17 protein-coding genes, 1 tRNA gene and 1 pseudogene are annotated in these 19,580 nt (G+C 73.5%); 13 read left to right on the top strand and 6 right to left on the bottom strand.

The features are described from left to right. Positions 1-518: 518 nt before the first annotated feature. Entirely contained in the window at positions 519-2,483 is a 1,965-nt protein-coding gene (locus D476_RS0127250; protein ID WP_051061856.1) for a serine/threonine-protein kinase, read from the bottom strand. 231 nt (positions 2,484-2,714) lie between these two features. Here D476_RS0127250 and D476_RS0127255 point away from each other — a divergent pair, with 231 nt between their 5' ends. Then, positions 2,715-3,674 carry a 4-(cytidine 5'-diphospho)-2-C-methyl-D-erythritol kinase gene (locus D476_RS0127255; RefSeq protein ID WP_026123912.1) on the top strand — a complete coding sequence of 320 codons (960 nt, stop codon included), beginning with the start codon at positions 2,715-2,717 and terminating at the stop codon, positions 3,672-3,674. A gap of 457 nt (positions 3,675-4,131) precedes the next feature. On the opposite strand, the gene soxR is transcribed toward D476_RS0127255, so the two are convergent. Further along, complete coding sequence (soxR, locus tag D476_RS0127260; protein WP_017627060.1) at positions 4,132-4,593, bottom strand: redox-sensitive transcriptional activator SoxR; 462 nt, start codon at positions 4,591-4,593, stop codon at positions 4,132-4,134. A gap of 75 nt (positions 4,594-4,668) precedes the next feature. On the opposite strand from soxR, the gene D476_RS0127265 reads away from it, so the two are divergent. The 4 genes from D476_RS0127265 to D476_RS38320 all read left to right on the top strand — a co-directional run bounded on the left by D476_RS0127265 (position 4,669) and on the right by D476_RS38320 (position 8,538). Further along, positions 4,669-5,361 carry a thiamine pyrophosphate-dependent enzyme gene (locus tag D476_RS0127265; RefSeq protein ID WP_017627061.1) on the top strand — a complete coding sequence of 231 codons (693 nt, stop codon included), beginning with the start codon at positions 4,669-4,671 and terminating at the stop codon, positions 5,359-5,361. A gap of 95 nt (positions 5,362-5,456) precedes the next feature. After that, positions 5,457-6,356, top strand: a complete 900-nt coding sequence (locus D476_RS0127270; RefSeq protein WP_026123913.1) for a transketolase family protein — start codon at positions 5,457-5,459, stop codon at positions 6,354-6,356. 108 nt (positions 6,357-6,464) lie between these two features. Further along, positions 6,465-8,264, top strand: a complete 1,800-nt coding sequence (locus D476_RS0127275; RefSeq protein WP_017627063.1) for an ABC-F family ATP-binding cassette domain-containing protein — start codon at positions 6,465-6,467, stop codon at positions 8,262-8,264. Positions 8,265-8,349: 85 nt separating this feature from the next. After that, positions 8,350-8,538, top strand: coding sequence for a hypothetical protein (locus D476_RS38320; RefSeq protein ID WP_017627064.1), 189 nt, complete (start codon positions 8,350-8,352; stop codon positions 8,536-8,538). On the opposite strand, the pseudogene D476_RS36770 reads toward D476_RS38320, so the two are convergent. The 4 genes and pseudogenes from D476_RS36770 to D476_RS0127300 form a co-directional block, all read right to left on the bottom strand. After that, positions 8,535-9,473 (bottom strand): annotated as a pseudogene (locus D476_RS36770) (SGNH/GDSL hydrolase family protein); the annotation flags it as partial. The gene D476_RS38320 and the pseudogene D476_RS36770 sit on opposite strands and share 4 nt — an antisense overlap. Positions 9,474-9,624: 151 nt before the next feature. Next, positions 9,625-10,113 carry a MarR family winged helix-turn-helix transcriptional regulator gene (locus tag D476_RS0127290; protein WP_017627066.1) on the bottom strand — a complete coding sequence of 163 codons (489 nt, stop codon included), beginning with the start codon at positions 10,111-10,113 and terminating at the stop codon, positions 9,625-9,627. A gap of 71 nt (positions 10,114-10,184) precedes the next feature. After that, the gene (locus D476_RS0127295; RefSeq protein ID WP_026123914.1) at positions 10,185-10,844 is read right to left on the bottom strand and encodes a TetR/AcrR family transcriptional regulator; all 660 of its coding nucleotides are present in this window, start codon (positions 10,842-10,844) and stop codon (positions 10,185-10,187) included. A 13-nt stretch (positions 10,845-10,857) separates the two neighbouring features. Next, on the bottom strand, positions 10,858-11,826 hold the full coding sequence (locus D476_RS0127300) for an acyl-CoA desaturase (protein WP_017627068.1): 969 nt from the start codon (positions 11,824-11,826) through the stop codon (positions 10,858-10,860). A gap of 336 nt (positions 11,827-12,162) precedes the next feature. On the opposite strand from D476_RS0127300, the gene D476_RS0127305 reads away from it, so the two are divergent. The 8 genes from D476_RS0127305 to D476_RS0127340 form a co-directional block, all read left to right on the top strand. Continuing rightward, a tRNA-Gln gene (locus D476_RS0127305) sits at positions 12,163-12,233 on the top strand. Positions 12,234-12,543: 310 nt separating this feature from the next. After that, complete coding sequence (glmU, locus tag D476_RS0127310; protein ID WP_017627069.1) at positions 12,544-14,019, top strand: bifunctional UDP-N-acetylglucosamine diphosphorylase/glucosamine-1-phosphate N-acetyltransferase GlmU; 1,476 nt, start codon at positions 12,544-12,546, stop codon at positions 14,017-14,019. Between the two features lie 26 nt (positions 14,020-14,045). Further along, on the top strand, positions 14,046-15,017 hold the full coding sequence (locus D476_RS0127315; RefSeq protein ID WP_026123915.1) for a ribose-phosphate diphosphokinase: 972 nt from the start codon (positions 14,046-14,048) through the stop codon (positions 15,015-15,017). 293 nt (positions 15,018-15,310) lie between these two features. Beyond that, a complete protein-coding gene (locus D476_RS0127320) occupies positions 15,311-15,919 on the top strand; it encodes a 50S ribosomal protein L25/general stress protein Ctc (RefSeq protein ID WP_017627071.1) in 609 nt (202 codons plus the stop codon). A 17-nt stretch (positions 15,920-15,936) separates the two neighbouring features. Then, positions 15,937-16,611: an aminoacyl-tRNA hydrolase gene (gene pth, locus D476_RS0127325; RefSeq protein WP_394296946.1), complete on the top strand. Its 675-nt coding sequence runs from the start codon at positions 15,937-15,939 to the stop codon at positions 16,609-16,611. A gap of 216 nt (positions 16,612-16,827) precedes the next feature. After that, positions 16,828-18,294, top strand: a complete 1,467-nt coding sequence (locus D476_RS0127330) for a sugar transferase (protein WP_017627073.1) — start codon at positions 16,828-16,830, stop codon at positions 18,292-18,294. A 5-nt stretch (positions 18,295-18,299) separates the two neighbouring features. Then, entirely contained in the window at positions 18,300-19,091 is a 792-nt protein-coding gene (locus D476_RS0127335; RefSeq protein ID WP_017627074.1) for a 3'(2'),5'-bisphosphate nucleotidase CysQ, read from the top strand. A gap of 51 nt (positions 19,092-19,142) precedes the next feature. Further along, on the top strand, positions 19,143-19,580 hold a 438-nt coding region (locus tag D476_RS0127340; RefSeq protein ID WP_017627075.1), incomplete at its 3' end, for a phosphoadenosine phosphosulfate reductase domain-containing protein.

Consider the following 19,580-nt stretch of genomic DNA (forward strand, 5'->3'; position numbering starts at 1 on the left):
GGACCGTCGCCGCCATCAACGGTGGCCACGCACACGCCCGGTGGCCGACAGCGCTGCGGTGAGGGCCGCCGACCTTCGTCGTCGGTGCTGCCTTTCCTCGCGCCCCGACGGCCCGCCGCACGGCCGGGACGCGCGAGTGGGGCACCAGCCCAGCCGCCGCCTCCCGGACCGCGAGGGGCCCGCCGCCCGGCAGGCAGGGCCCGGGAGCCGCCCCGCTCACCCCGTCGCCGCGCATATCACGGCGACCACGCACACGCCCGGCGGCCGACAGCGCTGCGGTGACGGTCGCCGACCTTCGTCGTCGCTGCCGATCACCTGGCATCCCGGCGGCCTGTCGCCCGGCCGGGGCCACCGAGCGAGTCACTTGCTGCCCCGTCGCCGCCCGTTGCCCTCGGCAGCCCCGTGCCCGGGTGCGGCCGGGCGCGGGGCGTGGGGTTCCTGCCGGTTCCACGGGGGGTCGGCTGCGGTCCGGTGAGACCGGTTACCGGCCTCGGCCCAGGTCACCGGGGACCCGGCCCTCAGGATTCCTCGGTGAACTCCTCCACCGGGAGTTCGGCGTCGTCGCCGCGGTCGTCGCTGGTCAGCATCAGGACGCCGGTGCGCACCCGGTCCGCGTCAGGGACGGTGAACACCAGCTCGCCGCGTGCGCTCTCGCCCGGGGCGATCGGGTCCCACAGCGGGGCCTCGGCCTCGATGTCGGACGGGCGTTCGGCGACCACGTCGCCCACGCCCGGCGCGCTCAGGCGCTGGCGGCGGTGGTCCAACCGGACGGGCTCGTCGCCGCCGTTGAACAGCTCCAGCTCGAACACGCAGTAGGTGCCGTTCTCGACCCGCAGGTGCCGTCCTTCGACGCGGTCGGAGCACCGGTAGTCCCCCGCGGTGAACGCCGCCAGGCCGTCGTCGGCCACCCCGGGGTCGGCCGGGTCCGGGGCCTGCGCCTCCGTGTCGTCGGCTCCGCCCGCTCCGTTCCGGCCTCCCGGCTCCTTCTGCGCGCCTTCGCCGCCCTCCTGGTCCTGGCCGCCCTCGGCGGCCGCGTCGTCGCGGCCGCCCCACGGCACCGGCAGCCCGGAGCCGCTGAGCAGGGTGAGTACCGCCACCAGCAGCACCACCAGGAGCACCGCCACTGCGGCGGTGATCGCGACCCACTTCATCCTGCCCTTGGCGGGCTGCAGCGGGCGGTGCGGCGGGGGCGGGGCCGGAGGGACGTACGGCTGCGCCTGCTGCTCCTGCGGGGGCAGCGGGATCGGCCCGGTCTGCTGTGGCCCGGGCGGCCCCTGCGGGGGCATCGGGCCGCCCTGTGGGGCGAACTGGCCGGTCTGCCCGGTGGGCGCCTGCTGGGCCACCCCTGCCGGGTGCTGGATCGGCTGGCTGGTGTGCGGCCCCGGGGGAGGCGGCGGCGGGCCCTGCGGGCCGTTCGGCGGGCCGGAGCGGGGACCGGGCGGCGGACCCCCGGGCGGGGGGTACTGCCCCGGCGGCGGGCCCTGCGGCGGCGGCCCCTGGGGGACCATGTTGGTCATGTTCGGGTTGGGGCCCGGGTGCGGCGGCATGGGCGGCCCGGGCGGCGGCATCGGCGGCAGATTGGGCCGCCACGACTGGTGCAGCGCGTGGCTCACCATGTCGTTGGGGTCGTTGGCACTGCCTCCGGTGTCCTCGCCCCCGGCCAGCTCCAGCAGGAGGTCCTGGGCCTTGGGGCGGCGCTCGGGCTCCTTGGCCAGCGCGCGGGCCACCAGGCGGTCCAGCGGGCTGTCGAGGTCGCCGATCTGCGGCTCGGCGAAGAGCACCCGTTTGCCGAGCGTCATCGCATCGCCGTTGCCGAAGGGGTGCGTGCCGTTGCCCGCGAAGGCGACCAGGCACCCCCAGGCGAAGATGTCGGCGGCGGTGGTCACCTTCTCCTCGAGGAGCTGCTCGGGCGCCATCCACCCCGGGCTGCCCATCACGATGCCCGTCTGGGTGTGGTTGGTGGAGGTGTTGATCGCCCGCGCGATGCCGAAGTCGATCACCCGGGGCCCCGACAGCGACAGCAGCACATTGGCCGGCTTGAGGTCGCGGTGGACCAGCCCCGCCCTGTGGATGGCGGCCAGCGCCGCGGCCACCCCGAGGGCGAACCCGTGCAGCGTGCTGGAGTCCAGCGACCCGTGCTGGGAGATGTGCTCGGCCAGCGCGGTCCCGGAGATGTACTCGGTGACCATGTACGGCCGGTTCTCGAAGGTGCCGTGGTCGAGCACCTTGGCCGTGCAGAAGGAGGCGACCCGGCGGGCGTTCTCCATCTCGTCGTGGAACCGGGCCCGGGTGGCCTCGTCGAAGGCCAGCTCCGGGCGGATCACCTTGATCGCGACCTGGGCACCCTTCTCAGGGGCACGGCCCAGGTAGACCGTGCCCATCCCCCCGCTGCCCAGCCGTCCGGCCAGCACGTAGGGACCGATGGTCGCCGGATCTCCGGCGGCCAGCGGTTCCAGGTCCTTTGGGAGCCCATCCGACGGCAAGCGACCCTCCCCGACGGTGTCCACACTCCGTCTGGCCCCAAGGTAGCGGGGATCGCGGCCCTATACCCACCCGCGCAGGCCGAAGCGGCCCAGAATCGGCCACTCCGGGTGACCGGTGCGGAAGGGATCGGAGAGGAGCCGCCCCGGTGCCCGGGGCGCACGCGGGGCGTACACGGCCTCGCTTCGGCGTCCGGGCTCACTGGCAGGGGGTTCCTCTATGATCTAGGGCTCATGACCGCTATTACCGCCGTGACCGTACGGGCGCCCGCGAAGGTCAACCTGCTGCTGGCGGTGGGGCCGGTGCGCGAGGATGGATACCACGATCTCGTGAACGTATTCCACGCTGTCTCACTGTTCGACGAGGTTACCGTCCGCCGGGCCGAGCCGGGCCCGGCAGGGGCCGCTGAAACGGCGATCGAGGTGCACGCGGCGGCCGGCGGCCTGGACGCGCACCTGGCCGAGGTCCCCCGCGACGGGAGCAACCTGGCCGCCCGCGCCGCCCGCCTGGTGGCCCGCGAGGCGGGGCTGTCCGAGGAGCCGGTGCGCATCCGCATCGACAAGGCGATCCCGGTCGCCGGGGGCATGGCCGGGGGCAGCGCCGACGCGGCCGCCGCCCTGCTGGCCTGCGACGCCCTGTTCGGCGCGGGCCTGGATGCCGCGGCCCTGCAGGCGCTCGCCGCCGAGCTCGGCAGCGACGTCCCCTTCCCGCTGCTGGGAGGCACCGCGGTCGGCACCGGCCGCGGCGAGGTCCTGGATCCGGTCCCGGCGCGGGGCCGCTTCCACTGGGTGTTCGCACTGTCCGAAGACGGCCTGTCCACCCCGGCGGTGTTCGGCGAGTACGACCGCCTCCGCCCGGACGCGCCTCAGCCGCGCGGAGACGCGTCACTGACGACGGCCCTGGGCGCCGGTGACCCCTCGGCCCTCGCGGCGGCCCTGCGCAACGATCTGGAGCCTGCGGCGCTGTCCCTGCGGCCCGACCTGGCCCGGACCCTGGACGTCGGCCGCCAGGCGGGCGCACTGGCGGGCATCGTCTCCGGCTCGGGCCCCACCTGCGCCTTCCTGGCGCCCGATGCGGACGGTGCCGCCGAGGTCTCCGCGGCCCTGGAGAAGTCCGGGGCGTGCGAGCGCGCGCTCACCGCCTACGGCGACGTCCCGGGAGCGCACATCGTCGATGGGCCCGCATCCCGCTGATCAGCTGGGGTCCGGCCCCGAGCGGGCCGGATGGGCCGGGTCTCGGGGCGCGTCCGCAGGGGTGGTGTCAATTCCGTCCGACCAGGTCGGCGGAGCGTCACGGCCTTGGGGCGGGCCGCCCCAGGGACGCGGTGGACGCGCCCGGGGCGGCCGGACGGAAGTTCCGCCACTCCAACGACACCGTTGGTCCGCCGTGTCGCCGCCTTCCCGCACCTCAGGTGAACTCCACGTCCTGCGCAGCTCGCGCCGCCGCGGGTCGAGCGGCCCCCTGCGGTACGTGTTCACTGCCGTTTCACTGCTGCCGTGCCCTGGCCCGCGCGGATGCACGGCCCACCGGAGCAGCACCGGCCACCGTCCGGGCGTCCCGTTTCGCTCGCCTACACCCCCAGGCGAGCACCCTGCTGAATTCGCCGGCAGTGTCCTCCGGCGGGCGTGTCCGGCCCCGGGATCAACGCCGCTAGAGTCCGCCCTCGCGTGCGGGCTTCAGGCCCGGCGCCCCGGGCCCCTGGGATGCCAGGACGTCGTCGTGGTTGTTCAGGTGGCAGTCCTTCAGCGACAGGCACCCGCACCCGATGCAGGAGGTCAGGCGGTCCCTGAGGCGCTGCAGCGCGTCGATGCGCGCTTCCAGCTCGGTCCGCCACTCCTCGGACAGGCGCGCCCAGTCGCTCACCGTCGGCGTGCGGTTGTCGGGGAGCGTGCTGAGCGCCTCCTCGATCTGCCCGAGCGACAGCCCCACCCGCTGCGCCGTGGCGATGAACGCCAGGCGCCGTAGCGTGTTCCTGTGGTATCGGCGCTGGTTGCCCGAGGTCCTCTCCGAGTGGATGAGCCCCCGTTCCTCATAGAAGCGGAGCGTCGTGCGGGCGATCCCGCTGCGCTCCGCCACCTGGCCGATGGTGAGCCTGACCGGCAGGTGGGCCATGTCACATCCCCCTTCGTGGCGGCGGTGTCCGCGGACGGTTGACCTGAAGTTAACTTGAACTTACAGACTAGCGTCATGACGACGACGGCACTGCGCCGGTACGCCGACCTCCCCGCGCTGGTCGGCCTCATGACCGGTGACGAAAAGCACCGCGCGGCGGCCGAGTCCACGCTGGACGTGCTCTGGGTCCTCTACGACCGCGTCCTGCGGGTCTCGCCCGAGACCGCCGACCACCCCGACCGCGACCGCTTCCTGCTCTCCAAGGGCCACGGCCCCGCCGCCTACTACGCCGTGCTCGCCGCCAAGGGCTTCCTGAGCGTCGCCGACCTGCGCTCCTGGACCCGGTTCGACTCCCCGCTGGGCCACCACCCCGACCGGGTGCTCGTCCCCGGCGCCGAGATCGGCAGCGGCTCCCTGGGCCACGGCCTGGGCCTGGCCGTCGGCACCGCCCTCGGCCTGCGGGCCCAGGGCCGCACCGAGCCCCGCGTGGTGGTGCTGGTCGGCGACGCCGAACTCGACGAGGGCAGCAACCACGAGGCCATCGCCGCCGCCGCGCGGCTGGGCCTGGGAGCGGTCACCGCCGTGGTGGTCGACAACCGGTCGGCCACCCACGGGTGGCCCGGCGGCATCGCCGCCCGCTTCGAGCAGGAGGGGTGGACCGCGCAGACCGTGTGGGGGCGCGACCACGACGCGTTGGCCGCCGCCTTCTCGGTCCGCGGCCCCCGCACCCCGCACGCCGTGATCGCCCGCGTCCAGCCCAAGGAGTGAGTCCCATGACCGCGACCGCCACCGAGGCCCCCAGGGGCACGGCCGCCCGGAGCGCCTCCGCCGCCCGCCCGGCCCCCGCCGTCACGCCGCAGCCGATGCGCGACGCCTTCGCCCGCGCCGTCACCGCCTCCATGGACGCCGACCCGCGCCTGACCGTGGTCCTCGCCGACATCTCCACCGACCGCTTCGCCGCCGCCGCGGCCCGCCACCCCGGCCGGGTCGTCAACGTCGGCATCCGCGAGCAGCTCCAGATCGGCGTCGCAGGGGGCCTGGCCCTGACCGGCCTCCGCCCGGTGGTGCACACGTTCTCCTCCTTCCTCGTCGAACGCCCCTTCGAGCAGGTCAAGCTCGACCTGGGCCACCAGGGGGCGGGCGCCGTGCTCGCCGGGATCGGCGCCTCCTACGACTACGCCGGAGCCGGGCGCACCCACATGGCCCCCGGCGACGTCGCCCTGCTGGACACGCTCCCCGGCTGGACCGTGCACGTGCCCGGCCACGCCGACGAGGCCGACCGCCTGGTCCGCGCCGCGCTCCCCGGCGACGGCCGGGTCTACGTCCGCCTCAGCGAGTACGGCAACGCCGCCCCGCGCCCGGTCGGCTCCGGCCTGCTCCCGGTGCGCACCGGATCGCCCCGCGCGTCCGGGGTCGTGGTCGCCGTCGGCCCGATGCTCGACCGCGTCCTCGCCGCCACCGAGGGCCTGGACGTCACGGTCGCCTACACCGCCACCCCGCGCCCCTTCGACCGCGCCGGGCTGAACCGCCTGGTCGCCTCCGTCGGCGGCGCCGACGTCCTGACGGTCGAGCCCTACCTGGCCGGGACCTCCGCGCACGAGGTCGCCGCCGCACTGGGGGACCGGCGCCACCGCCAGCGCGCGCTCGGCGTCTCCCGCGAGGCCGAGCTGCGCAAGTACGGCTCCGCGGAGGACCACGACCGCGCCCACGGCCTGGACGTCGAGGGCATCGCCCGCTCGGCGCGCGACTTCTTCCTGGTCTGAGCGGCCGTGCGGCGCGCCGGACGGGGCGGGCACCGGGCCCTTCCGGGGCGGTCCGGTGCCCGAGGCGTGTCATTTCCAGTGGGGGAGAGCCCACAGAATGGGAAGACGATGAACCTCGTCAATCTTCAGGAAGTCTCGCTCGCCTACGGCCCGCTCGTCCTGCTCGACGGCGTCTCGCTCGGTATCGACGAGGGCGACCGGATCGGCGTCGTCGGCCGCAACGGCGGCGGCAAGTCGACCCTGGTCTCCGTCCTCGCCCAGGCCACCGAGCCCGACTCCGGCCGGGTGATCCACAACCGCGGCCTCCGCGTGGGCTTCCTGCACCAGCGCGACAGTTTCCCCGACACCACCGTCGGCGCCTATGTCCTGGGCGACCGTGCCGAGCACGAGTGGGCCGGCGACCCGCGCATCCGCGACGTGCTGCGCGGCCTGCTCGGCGCCTGGGACCTGGGCGCCGGGATGGACACCCTCTCCGGGGGCGAGCGCCGCCGCGCCGCCCTGGCCCGCCTGCTCATCGCCGAGCACGACCTCATCGTGCTGGACGAGCCCACCAACCACCTCGACATCGAGGGCATCGCCTGGCTGGCCGACCACCTCAACGCCCGCAAGGAGGCGCTGGTGGTCGTCACCCACGACCGGTGGTTCCTGGACGCGGTCACCAACCGCACCTGGGAGGTGGTCGACGGCCGGGTCGAGCGCTACGAGGGCGGGTACGCCGCCTACGTGCTGGCCAAGGCCGAGCGGGAGCGGCTGGCCGCCGCGGCCGAGGAACGGCGGCAGAACCTGATGCGCAAGGAGCTGGCGTGGCTGCGCCGCGGCCCCCAGGCCCGCTCCTCCAAGCCCAAGTTCCGGGTGGACGCCGCCAATGCTCTCATCGCCGACGTGCCGCCGCTGCGCGACACCGTCGAACTGGTCAGCTTCGCCAGCGCGCGCCTGGGCAAGACCGTCATCGACCTTGAGCACGTGGACCTGAAGGCGGGGGACACCCCCCTGCTGGAGGACCTCACCTGGCAGCTGGGGCCCGGCGACCGGGTCGGCCTGGTGGGGGTGAACGGCGCGGGGAAGACCAGCCTGCTGCGCCTGCTGGCCGCCGAGCGCGAGGCGGACGGCGGCAGGGTGCGCCGGGGCCGCACCGTCAAGCTCGCCCACCTGTCCCAGAACCTCGCCGAGCTGGACCCGCGGACGCGCCCGTTGGAGGCCGTCAACGAGGTCCGCCAGTTCGTGACGATCGGCAAGCGCGAGTACTCCGCCGGGCAGATGCTGGAGCGGTTCGGCTTCCGGGGCGACCGGCAGTGGACGCCCATCGGCGACCTGTCCGGCGGCGAGCGCCGCCGCCTGCAGCTCCTCCGGCTGCTCATGGACGAGCCGAACGTGGTGCTGCTGGACGAGCCCACCAACGACCTCGACATCGAGACCCTGAACGAGCTGGAGGACCTGCTCGACGGCTGGCCGGGCTCGCTCGTGGTGGTCAGCCACGACCGCTACTTCCTGGAGCGGGTGACCGACCGCACGCTGGCGCTGATGGGCGACCGCACGCTGGCGTTCCTCCCCGGGGGCGTGGACGAGTACCTGGCGCGGCGCGCGCGGCAGGAGGGCCGGGACGCGGTCCCGGGGGTCGCCTCCCCCGCGGCCGACACCTCCTCGGACGGCGGCGCCGGGGACGCCCAGGACGCGGCCCCGAGGGTCTCGGCCGCCGAGCGCCGCGCGGCCCAGAAGGAGATGCAGCGCCTGGAGCGCCGCATGGACCGCATCGGCAAGCGGGAAGGGGAACTGCACGCCCTCATGGCCGAGGCGGCCGACGACTACACGCGCCTGGCCGACCTCGACGCCGAACTGAAGACCCTCCAGGCCGAGAAGGAGGAGCTGGAGGAGCGCTGGCTCGCCGAGGCCGAGCGCATCGGCGAGTAGGGACCCAGGGCGTGCGTTGAGGGGCAGGGCCGTCGAAGGCACCGGCGGCACCATGCGGCCCGAGTCCGGTAAGGAGCCGGGCCGCATGGTGCCGACCGACGAGGACGCGCCCCGGGTGCCCCGCGCCCTCGGGGCGGGGCAGCGCCCCCAGGGCGGAGGCGCGACCGGCTCCCCGGCCTCGACCAGCCGCTCGAAGGTCTGCGCGATGTGCTGGGCCCCGGCCTGGTTGGTGTGGATGTCGGGGCCGTCCTCGGTGTTGCACATCCACGTGTAGTCGCAGATGTATTGCACGTTGGTCGGCATGTCCGAGTCGCCGCCCTCGGGCACCTCGAAGTTCTCCGACTCGAAGGCCTCCTCCACGTCGGCCACCTGCATACCGGCGTCGCTGTAGGAGGTCCGCAGAATGTCGTTCATCTCCACCAGCACGTCGGTGGCGTAGTCCACCAGCTCATCCTCGGCGGGCGAATCCCCGTCGCCTCCGCCGTCCTGGGCGCCCTCGCCCTCCTCGTCCCCGTCCTCGCCGCCGTCGGCCGCCGAGTCCTCCAGCAGCAGCGCCGCGAGGAAGGGGTTGTAGTACGTCATCCCGATGATCTGCACGTCCGGCCCCGCGGCCGCGCGCAGGCGGGAGGTGATCTCGGGGACCTCCTCCTCCAGGCGCTCCAGGCCGTCCTCGACGCAGTCCCGGTCGAGCTCCACGTCCGGCGTGCCGCCGTCACCGGAGTCCTCGCCCTCCTCGCCCTCCTCAGGCTCCGCGGCGGCGCCCTCCGGGGCCTCGGGCCCTCCGCCACCCAGGTCCACGCAGCCGGTGAAGTTGTTGCCGCCGATGTCCACCGTCACCAGGTCCACCTGCCCCCGGTGCTCCTCCAGGAAGCGCTCGGCCTGGGCGAGCTGCGTCCCCTCGGTGTAGCGCTCCCCGCAGAGCTCCAGCCCGCCGTCCTTGAAGGTGGTGGTGTCCTCGCCGCCGCATCCCATCCGCTCGTGGCGCAGCGACGGCCGCTCGTCCTTCAGCGTGCGGTACAGCGCGTCGGTATAGCCGTCGGTGGTCTCCTCGAATCCGCCCTCGCCGTCGGGCTGCACGCCCACGGCCAGCGAGTCGCCCAGGGACAGGTAGTACCGCTCCCCGGACGCCCCGCCGGGCTCCTCGGAGGAGCAGGCGGCCGCCGCCAGGAGGACCGCCGCGGCGAGGGCGGCGCTGCGCTTGATGTGCACGTAGATCTCCGCTCGAATCGGACACGTTGCCTGCGCGCCCCGGCGGCATCCCGGTGAGGGGACGGATACCGCCGAGTAACAAGAGTGTCCGAAACGGGGGCGTTCGTCGAGGGGCGGTCCCCGGACCGCAGGAGCGGCGGGGGAGGGCGCCTCACTCGTCCAGCGGCGACAGCAGCGAGCGCAGCAGGGCGGCCAGCGCGGCGCGCTCGTCCGCGGGCATCGGCTCCAGGATCGACTCCTCGTAGCCGAGCAGGGCCTCCAGGGCGGCGTCCACCCGTTCGCGCCCCTCGTCGGTCAGGCGCACCAGGACCCCGCGCTTGTCGGCGGGGTCGGGGCGCCGCCGCACCAGCCCCGCCGCGGCCAGCCGGTCGATGCGGTTGGTCATGGTCCCCGAGGTGACCAGGGTGGCGCGGAGCAGCCGCCCCGGGCTCAGCTCGTAGGGGGCGCCGGAGCGGCGCAGCTCGGCGAGCACGTCGAACTCCCACGGCTCCAGGCCGTGGTCGGTGAAGACCGCGCGCCGGGCCCGGTCCAGGTGGCGCGCGAGCCGCGAGACGCGGCTGAGCACCTGCAGCGGCGCAACATCGAGATCCGGGCGCTCCGCACGCCACGCCTCGACCAGCCCGTCGACCTCATCACGCATGAGCACACCCTATCTCTTGATATCAAGATAGTGTGCCCGACACGGTGGAAAGGACGACGGGCCGGTCGGCCCTAACGCTCCATCCGCTTCCGGTCGACCGACTCCAGGGCCGGTTTCGGCTCCAGCGCCGACAACCCGTTCCAGGCCAGGTTGACCAGGTGCGCGGCGACCACCTCGCGCTTGGGCTTGCGCACCTCCAGCCACCACTGGCCGGTCAGCGCCACCATCCCCACCAGCGACTGGGCGTACATCGGCGCCAGCTTGGGGTCGTACCCGCGCTCCTTGAACTCGTCGGCCAGGATGTGCTCGACCTGGGTGGCGATGTCGCTGATCAGGCTGGCGAAGCTGCCGGTGCCCGAGGCGGCGTGCGAATCGCGGGCCAGGATGCGGAACCCCTGGCTGCACTCCTCGACGTAGCGCAGCAGCGCCAGCGCGGCGTTCTCGATCTTGCCGCGGGCGTGGTCGGAGGTGAGAGAGGCGCCGACCATGTCCAGCAGCGTGCGCATCTCACGGTCCACGACGACCGCGTAGATGCCCTCCTTGCCGCCGAAGTGCTCGTAGACCACGGGCTTGGAGACCCCGGCGCGGGCGGCGATCTCCTCCACGGAGGTGCCGTCGAAGCCGCGCTCGGCGAACAGCTCCCGGCCGATGTCCAGGAGCTGTTCACGCCGTTCCTTGCCGGTCATCCGCTTCCTGCGGGACCGGACCTTCTTCTCGCCTACGGCTTCCATGATGGTCCCGACTTTAGAGGCTCACGCGCTTGGCCGCGAGGCGTTCGGCGTTGGGCCAGCGGACCTTGGTGGCCCAGCCCAGCTTCTCGAACGCCCAGATGATCCGGGCGGAGATGTCGACCTGGCCCTTGAGCACGCCGTGGCGGGCGCAGGTGGGGTCGGCGTGGTGCAGGTTGTGCCAGGACTCCCCGAAGGAGGGGATGGCCAGCCACCACACGTTCCGGGAGCGGTCCCGGACCTCGAAGTTCTCCTCGCCGATGGTGTGGCAGATGGAGTTGATCGACCACGTCACGTGGTGCAGCAGGGCCACGCGCACCAGCCCGGCCCAGAAGAAGGCGGTGAAGGCGCCCCACCAGGACATGGTCACCAGGCCGCCGATGGCCGCCGGGGCGAACAGTGAGAACAGCACCAGCGGGATGAACAGCCGGTCGACCCGGACGATGTCCTTGTCCTTGAGCAGGTCGGGGGCGAACCGCTTGGGCGAGGTCTTCTCCTCGCTCAGGAACATCCACGCCATGTGCGCGTAGAACAGCCCCTTGGCGACCGAGCGCCAGTCGTCGCCGAAGCGCCACGGCGAGTGCGGGTCGCCCTCGGCGTCGGCGTACTTGTGGTGGCGGCGGTGGTCGGCCACCCACTTGATGACGCTGCCCTCGATGGCCAGGCTCCCGGCCACGGCGAGCGCGATGCGCAGCGGGCGGTTGGCCTTGAAGGAGCCGTGCGTGAAGTGCCGGTGGAAGCCGACGGTGATGCCCAGCCCCGACACCAGGTAGAAGGCGGCGCCGATGCCCACGTCGAGCGGGCTCAGCCCCCAGCCCCAGGCGAAGGGGACCGCGGCGACCAGGGCCAGAAGCGGCACCAGGACGAACAGGAAGACGGTGAACCGCTGGGCCCTGCTGGTCCCCTCCGGGTCGAGTTCCGGCTCCGGTGTGCGCTTGGGTGCGCTCTCGCGCTCGGGTGCGCTCTCGGCGACTACTGCGGTCATCTGTGCTCCACCTGCGTTCTCGTGACGGCCGTGCGGGGCGCACGTGCGGAAACGTCTCCGCCCGCGCCGCCCGACCGCCCGGCGATCGCGTCGACAACTTATACCTACGTAACCGTAACCTACGAAGACGTAGGTTGCGCAAGGACCGCGCGGCGGTCCGCTCGTGTCGGCGCGCCGGGCGCCCCCTCCGGCGCCCCCTCCGGCACCCCCTCCGGGGCCCCGTACCGGCGCCGTGGGCGAGGGTGTGCGCTGGGGCGGGCGGTTTTCGGGATGACCGGATGTCGGGGACCGGCTATCGTGTGCCGTGGAGGCGTGCGCGGACCGCGCCGCAGTCCGTCCCGGGTGGTGTAATGGCAGCACTGCGGTTTTTGGTGCCGTTTGTCCAGGTTCGAGTCCTGGCCCGGGAGCCCCTCACCGCCGGTCGTGCGGGACCGGCCGTGCTCCCCGCCGCGGTCCCGATGACCGATCTCACACCCGGCCCGCGCCCCCCGGCGCCCCCGGGCCCATGCGCAGGTCCGCCCAGGGGTGCGCCCCGAGGCCCCCGGCCGCCGCATGTATCCTTCCCCTGTCGGCCCCTGATCCCGCTCCCAACAGCGTGCGCGCAGGGCGATGTTCAGCCTCGCCGACCGGTCGCGTCGGCCGCGCGGGGGAACCCGCCCGGCAGCGCCGGCGCGACGACGCATCCGATACCGCCAGCGACATGAGGAGTCTCCGCCCGTGAGCGTGAGCCGTCCGGCTGCCGTCATCGTCCTCGCGGCGGGCGAGGGCACCCGAATGAAGTCCAGGCTTCCCAAGGTCCTGCACGAGATCTGCGGGCGGGCCATGCTGGGCCACGTGCTCGCCGCCGCCGGGGAGCTGGAACCCGAGCGCACCGTCGCCGTCATCGGCCACGCCCGCGAGCGCGTCGGCGCCTACCTCGCCGAGGCCGCGCCGGAGGTGGCCACCGCCGTGCAGGCCGAGCAGAACGGCACCGGCCACGCGGTGCGGGTGGCGGTGGAGGAGCTCAAGGCCCAGGGCGCCCGGCTGTCCGGGACTGTGGTGCTCGCCTACGGCGACACCCCGCTGCTGCGCGGCTCCACCCTGGCCGGGCTGGTCGAGGCGCACGAGTCGGCGGGCAACGCGGTCACCGTGCTCTCCGCCGAGGTCCCCGACCCGGCCGGATACGGCCGCGTGGTGCGCGACGCCGACGGGGTCTTCACCGAGATCGTCGAGCACGCCGACGCCACCGATGAGCAGCGCGCCGTCGGCGAGATCAACTCCGGCATGTACGCCTTCGACGGCGACCTGCTGGCCGAGGTGGTCAACCGCCTGTCCACCGACAACGCCAAGGGCGAGGAGTACATCACCGACGCCGTGGCGATCCTGCGCGGCGACGGCCACCGGGTCGACGCGGCCCTGGCCGCCGACTGGGTGGAGATCCAGGGCGTCAACGACCGCGTGCAGCTCGCCGAGGCGCGCCGCCTGCTCAACGACCGGCTGCTCGAGGCGCACATGCGTGCCGGGGTCACCGTCGTCGACCCCGCCACCACCTGGGTCGACGTCCAGGTCGAGGTGGGCCGCGACACGGTGCTCGACCCCCAGGTGCGGCTGCGCGGCGGCACCCGCGTGGGCGAGGGCGCCCTGGTCGGTCCGAACACCACGCTCACCGACACCCTGGTCGGCGACGAGGCGCAGGTCCGCGAGGCCTGCGCCGAGGGGGCCGAGATCGGCCCCGGCGCCTCCGTCGGCCCCTACGTCTACCTGCGGCCCGGGGCGGTGCTGCGCGACGGCGCCAAGGCCGGCACGTTCGTCGAGGTGAAGAACTCCACCGTCGGCCCCCGGTCCAAGGTCCCGCATCTGACCTACGTCGGCGATGCCGACATCGGCGAAGGCGTCAACATCGGCGCCTCGTCGGTGTTCGTGAACTACGACGGCGTCCACAAGCACCGGACCACCATCGGCGACCACGCGCGGACCGGGAGCGACAACATGTTCGTCGCCCCGGTGCACGTGGGGCCGGGCGCCTACTCGGGCGCCGGAACGGTGGTCCGCGATGACGTCCCGCCCGGTGCGCTGGCGGTCTCCGCCGGAGGCCAGCGCAACATCGAGGGGTGGGTGCAGCGGAGGCGCCCGGGCACCGCCGCGGCCGAGGCCGCCGAGCGCGCGCTCCGGGACGCCGAGATCCGCGACGAAGGCGCCGGCAAAGGCGAATGACACTGTGTCTGTGGGGGATCTGAGAAGTGACCGGCATTAAGGCCGCGGGTCAGAAGAAGCTGATGCTCTTCTCCGGGCGCACGCACCCGGAGCTGGCCGAGCAGGTGGCCGAGCAGCTCGGCATCCAGGTGGTTCCGACCAAGTTCCAGGACTTCGCCAACGGCGAGATGTACGTCCGCTACCTGGAGTCGGCCCGGGGCAGCGACGCGTTCGTGCTCCAGTGCCACTCCGACCCGATCAACGAGTCCATCATGGAGCAGCTCATCATGGTGGACGCGCTCAAGCGGGCCTCGGCCAAGCGCATCACGGTGATCACGCCGTTCCTGGGGTACGCCCGGCAGGACAAGAAGCACCTGGGCCGCGAGCCGATCACCGCCCGGCTGATGACCGACCTGTTCGCCACCGCGGGCGCCAACCGGCTCATGGCCGTGGACCTGCACACCGACCAGATCCAGGGCTTCTTCAACGGGCCGGTGGACCACCTGTTCGCGCTGCCGCTGCTGGCCGACTACATCAAGAGCCGGGTGGACGGCTCCGAGGCCACCGTGGTCTCGCCGGACGCCGGGCGCGTGCGCACCGCCGACCGCTGGGCCGACCGCCTGGGGCTGCCGCTGGCCATCATCCACAAGCGGCGCGACCCCGAGGTCGCCAACGAGGTCAAGGTGCACGAGGTCGTCGGCGAGGTGCAGGGCCGCACCTGCATCCTGGTCGACGACATGATCGACACCGCCGGTACCATCGTGAAGGCCGCCGACGCCCTGTACGAGCAGGGGGCCAGCAACGTCATCGCCGCCGCCACGCACGGTGTGCTCAGCGGCCCGGCCGCCGAGCGGCTGCAGAACTCGCGCATCTCCGAGGTGGTCATCACCAACTCGCTGCCGGTGCCCAAGGAGCGCGACTTCGACAAGCTGACCCAGCTGTCCATCGCGCCCCTTCTGGCCAGGGCCATCAACGAGGTGTTCAGTGACGGGTCGGTGACCAGCCTCTTCGACGGCTGACCGGGCCGCCCCGCGTCCAGGGGAGGGCCCGGGGCCCTCCCCTGGGCACCGATGTGTACGGAAGACGTCGGGTAAGGCATTAGACTGGACCGAGTGTCCCCGTGTCCGCGGGGTTCCACTGCGGCCACCGGGCCGATTGCCGCGTGGTCGCCGTGCCCGGGCGCGGCGCGCTTCGGCGTCTCCGCCTGCCTGCGGGACCGATCCCGTGCAGTTCTCCCGTGTCCCGCGGGAGTCGTTTCAGAGAAGTCGTGTTCCCCGCATCCTGCGGGGACGAACCTCCGAGGAGTTTTGTCGTGTCCGAGGTACGCATCGCTGCCGAGCCGCGCACGGAATTCGGCAAGGGCGCCGCACGCCGCGCCCGCCGCGCGGGTAAGGTGCCGGCCGTCCTCTACGGCCACGGCACCGAGCCCCGTCACATCACCCTTCCGGGCCACGACCTGATGCTCGCCCTGAAGACGCCGAACGTGCTGCTGCGCGTCGACGGCGTCGAGGGCAAGGAGAACCTGGTCCTGCCCAAGAGCGTGCAGCGCGACCCGATCAAGGGCTTCCTTGAGCACGTCGACCTGCTCGTGGTGAAGAAGGGCGAGAAGGTCAACGTCGAGATCGCCGTCAACCTGACCGGCGAGGTCGCCTCCGGCGCCTCGGTCTACCAGGAGCTGGTGACCGTCGAGGTCGCCGCCGAGGCCACCCACATCCCCGAGGGTGTGGAGTACTCGGTCGAGGGCCTCGAGGACGGCGCGCACCTCACCGCGGGCGACCTCAAGCTGCCCGCCGGGGTGGAGCTGGTCACCGACCCCGAGGCCTGGGTCGCCTCGGTCTCCGCCGACCAGGCCGCCGAGGAGGAGCCCGCCGAGGGCGAGTCCGAGGGCGAGCCCGCCGCGGCGTCCGAGTCCGCCGAGTAGTCGGCCCTCGGACACCGATGGGCATGGGTCCGGTGCGTGGTCTCCTTGAGCGTCTGCTCGGGGGCCGCGCATCGGTTGTGTCCGGGGCCGACACGGGCGACGATGAGGGACGGGGCGTGGCCGAGACCGAGCGCTGGCTGGTGGTGGGGCTGGGCAACCCCGGCCCCAAGTACGCCGGGAACCGGCACAACGTGGGGTTCATGGTGGTGGACGAGCTCGCCGAGCGCGGCGGCCACCGCTGGAAGGCGCACAAGGCGCACGCCGACGTCGCCGAGGGGCGCCTGGCGGGCGCCCCGGCGGTGCTGGCCAAGCCGCGCAGCTACATGAACCTGTCGGGCGGCCCGGTCGCCGGGCTGAGCCGGTTCTACAAGGTCCCGGTGGAGCGGGTCGTCGTCGTCCACGACGACATGGACATCGCCTTCGGGGCGCTCAAGCTCAAGCGGGGCGGCGGCGCGGGCGGCCACAACGGCCTGCGCTCGATCAGCTCCTCCCTGTCCGGACCGGACTACCTGCGCGTGCGTGTGGGGGTGGGGCGCCCGCCGGGCCGCATGGACCCGGCCGCCTACGTGCTCAAGGACTTCTCGCCCGTCGAGCGCAAAGAGCTTCCGCTGGAGCTGGCGCGCGCCGCCGACGCGGTGGAGACGCTCGTCACCGAGGGGCTGGAACGGGCACAGAACTCCTTCCACGCCTGAGCACCGCCGCCGCCCGCGCGCGGCGGCCGAGAAGGGGCCCGGCCGTCGGCCGGGTTTTTTCTTTACCCGATTCAGTCACGTCGCGCGACTGAATGAGCACTCTTGGCTACTGTTGGCCCATCGGAGCGAGTTTTCGCGCCTGCCGATTCCCCGCACTGGACGGGCCGGTTCCGCCGGGCCGCGGTCGGCGGCGCGCCGGAAGCGAGGGGAGGGGCCATGGCGGTGGTCGCCGGCGTGCGGAACGGGGCCGGTGAACGCCGGCACGTGCGCGCCCCGGCCGCGTGGGTGCGCGGCTACACGCGCGGACTGGTGGCACTGGACGCCGCGGCGGCCGGGATGTCCGGCGCCGTCACCCACCAGATGCACTTCCAGGGCGAGGTGCACGAGCCGTCGGCGGCGGCGCACGCCGGGCTGTCCCTGGCGCTGCCGCTGCTGTGGGTCGCGGTGGTCGGGCTGGGCGGGGGGTACGCCCGCCGGTTCCTGGGCGTGGGCACCGAGGAGTTCCGCCGGGTGCTGGGCGCCGGGGTGGTGCTGACCGCGGCCGCCGCCATCGCCGGGTTCGCCGCCGTGCCCGCGCTGGCCCGCGGGTTCGTGCTGGTGGCGCTGCCGGCCACGGTGCTGGCGAGCCTGGTGCTGCGGTACGGCTGGCGCAAGCGGCTGCACCGGCTGCGCCGCTCCGGGCAGTGCATGGGCGGGGCGGTCGTGGTGGGCCACCGCGAGGCCGTCGCCGCCCTGATCCGCCAGCTGCGCGGCGAGCCCTACCACGGCATGCGGGTGGTGGGGGCCTGCCTGCCCGGCGGGCGCGAGGGCTCCGGCGCGGCCGCGGTCGACGGCGTCCCGGTGCTCGGCGGCTTCGGCGACGCGGCCGAGGCCGCCGCGGAGGCGGGCGCCGAGACGGTGGCGGTGCTGGCCTGTCCGGAGATGGACGGGGTGGAGCTGCGGCGGCTGGCCTGGCGGCTGGAGAAGTGCGGCACCGACCTGACCGTGGCCCCGGCACTGATGGAGGTGGCCGGGCCGCGCACCACCATCAGGGCGGTGGCGGGCCTGCCGCTGCTGCACGTGGAGCACCCGGAGCTGGAAGGGGCGCGCCGGGTGGTCAAGGGCCTGTTCGACCGGGCGGCCGCCGGGATGGCGCTGCTGCTGCTGGCACCGGTGTTCGCGGCGCTGGCAATGGCGGTGAAGGCCGCCGACGGCGGGCCGGTGTTCTTCCGCCAGACCAGGGTCGGCAAGGACGGGGCTCATTTCCCCCTGGTGAAGTTCCGTACCATGGTTCCGGCGGCCGAGGAGATGAAGCGCGGTCTGCTCGGCGCCAACGAGCACGACGGTGTGCTGTTCAAGATGCGCGCGGACCCTCGTGTGACGTCGGTCGGGGCCTGGCTGCGCCGGTACTCGCTGGACGAGCTTCCCCAGCTCGTCAACGTGGTGCGCGGCGAGATGTCGCTGGTGGGCCCGCGGCCGCCGCTGCCCGAGGAGGTCGCGCGCTACGGGCGCGACGTGCGCAGGCGGTTGGTGGTGAAGCCGGGGATGACCGGTCTGTGGCAGGTGAGCGGGCGTTCCGACCTCTCCTGGGAGGAATCGGTCCGCTTGGACCTGCGTTACGTGGAAAACTGGTCGCTGACCCTGGACGTGCAGATTCTCTGGAAGACGTGGTCAGCGGTGATCCGCGGGGCGGGAGCGTACTGAGGCCGGTGAGCAGCATCCGAAACGATCATGAAGTCGCACGTGACCTGGCGGGCGAGGCGGGGCAGCAGCTGCTGAAGCTGCGGGCCCGGCACGGGTTCGAGGAGCCCGACGTCCTGCGGACCCTCGGCGACCGCACGTCGCACGAGTTCCTCTTCTCCGCGCTGGGGCGGCTGCGCCCCAGCGACGCGGTGCTGTCCGAGGAGGGGGTGGACGACCCGGCCCGGCTGAGCGCCCGCCGGGTGTGGATCATCGACCCGCTGGACGGCACCCGTGAGTTCGCCGAGGCGGGGCGGACCGACTGGGCCGTGCACGTGGCCCTGTGGGAGAACGGACGGCTGGTCGCGGGGGCGGTGGCGCTGCCCGCCCAGGGGTCCACGCTCTCCACCGCCGATCCGCCGTGGCTGCCCGAGGAGCGGCCCAGCGGGCAGCGGCTGCGGATCACCGCCAGCCGCACCCGGCCGCCGGAGTTCGTCCAGAAGATGGCCACCGCGCTAGGCGCCGAGATCGTTCCGATGGGCTCGGCCGGGGCCAAGATCTGCGCGGTGCTGCTGGGCATCGCCGACCTGTACGTGCACGCCGGCGGGCAGTTCGAGTGGGACAGCGCGGCACCGGTCGCGGTCGCCCGCGCCGCGGGGCTGCACGCCTCCCGGATCGACGGCGCGGAGCTGGAGTACAACGCGCTGGACCCGTCCTTGCCCGATATCCTTGTATGTCGACCGGAATTGTCGGGTATGTTGTTGGGGAGCATCCGCGACGTGGCGGATCTGGACGGGGCGGGCCCCCAGGCCGCCGGGTAGGCGGCCGGGCCGCGGCCCGCCGTCGGACTTCACGGGAGCGAGGCGCATTACATGGGCACGGCAGCGGAGCTCGGACGGTACCGGCTCTCCCAACTGGACCACCTTGAGGCCGAGGCCGTCTTCATCATGCGCGAGGTGGCCGCCGAGTTCGAGCGGCCGGTGCTGCTCTTCTCCGGGGGCAAGGACTCCCTCGTGCTGCTCCGCCTGGCCGAGAAGGCCTTCTTCCCCGGCCGGGTGCCCTTCCCCGTGATGCACGTGGACACCGGGCACAACTTCCCCGAGGTGATGGAGTTCCGCGACCGCCGCCTGGCCGAGGCCGGGATGGAGCTGGTGGTGGCCTCCGTCCAGGACCAGATCGACCAGGGCAAGGTGGTCGAGCCCACCGGCCGGTGGGCCAGCCGCAACCGGCTGCAGACCGCCGCCCTGCTGGAGGCCATCGAGGAGCACGGGTTCGACGCCGCCTTCGGCGGGGGCCCCCGGGGCGAGGAG

The sequence above is a fragment of the Nocardiopsis chromatogenes YIM 90109 genome (assembly GCF_000341185.1).
Classification (GTDB): domain Bacteria; phylum Actinomycetota; class Actinomycetes; order Streptosporangiales; family Streptosporangiaceae; genus Nocardiopsis_A; species Nocardiopsis_A chromatogenes.

Coding starts and splice junctions, on each gene's coding strand:
- D476_RS0127255 (WP_026123912.1), top strand. CDS start 2,715: ATGACCGCTATTACCGCCGTGACCGTACGGGCGCCCGCGAAGGTCAAC.
- soxR (WP_017627060.1), bottom strand. CDS start 4,593: ATGGCCCACCTGCCGGTCAGGCTCACCATCGGCCAGGTGGCGGAGCGC.
- D476_RS0127265 (WP_017627061.1), top strand. CDS start 4,669: ATGACGACGACGGCACTGCGCCGGTACGCCGACCTCCCCGCGCTGGTC.
- D476_RS0127270 (WP_026123913.1), top strand. CDS start 5,457: ATGCGCGACGCCTTCGCCCGCGCCGTCACCGCCTCCATGGACGCCGAC.
- D476_RS0127275 (WP_017627063.1), top strand. CDS start 6,465: ATGAACCTCGTCAATCTTCAGGAAGTCTCGCTCGCCTACGGCCCGCTC.
- D476_RS38320 (WP_017627064.1), top strand. CDS start 8,350: ATGGTGCCGACCGACGAGGACGCGCCCCGGGTGCCCCGCGCCCTCGGG.
- D476_RS0127290 (WP_017627066.1), bottom strand. CDS start 10,113: ATGCGTGATGAGGTCGACGGGCTGGTCGAGGCGTGGCGTGCGGAGCGC.
- D476_RS0127295 (WP_026123914.1), bottom strand. CDS start 10,844: ATGGAAGCCGTAGGCGAGAAGAAGGTCCGGTCCCGCAGGAAGCGGATG.
- D476_RS0127300 (WP_017627068.1), bottom strand. CDS start 11,826: ATGACCGCAGTAGTCGCCGAGAGCGCACCCGAGCGCGAGAGCGCACCC.
- pth (WP_394296946.1), top strand. CDS start 15,937: ATGGGCATGGGTCCGGTGCGTGGTCTCCTTGAGCGTCTGCTCGGGGGC.
- D476_RS0127330 (WP_017627073.1), top strand. CDS start 16,828: ATGGCGGTGGTCGCCGGCGTGCGGAACGGGGCCGGTGAACGCCGGCAC.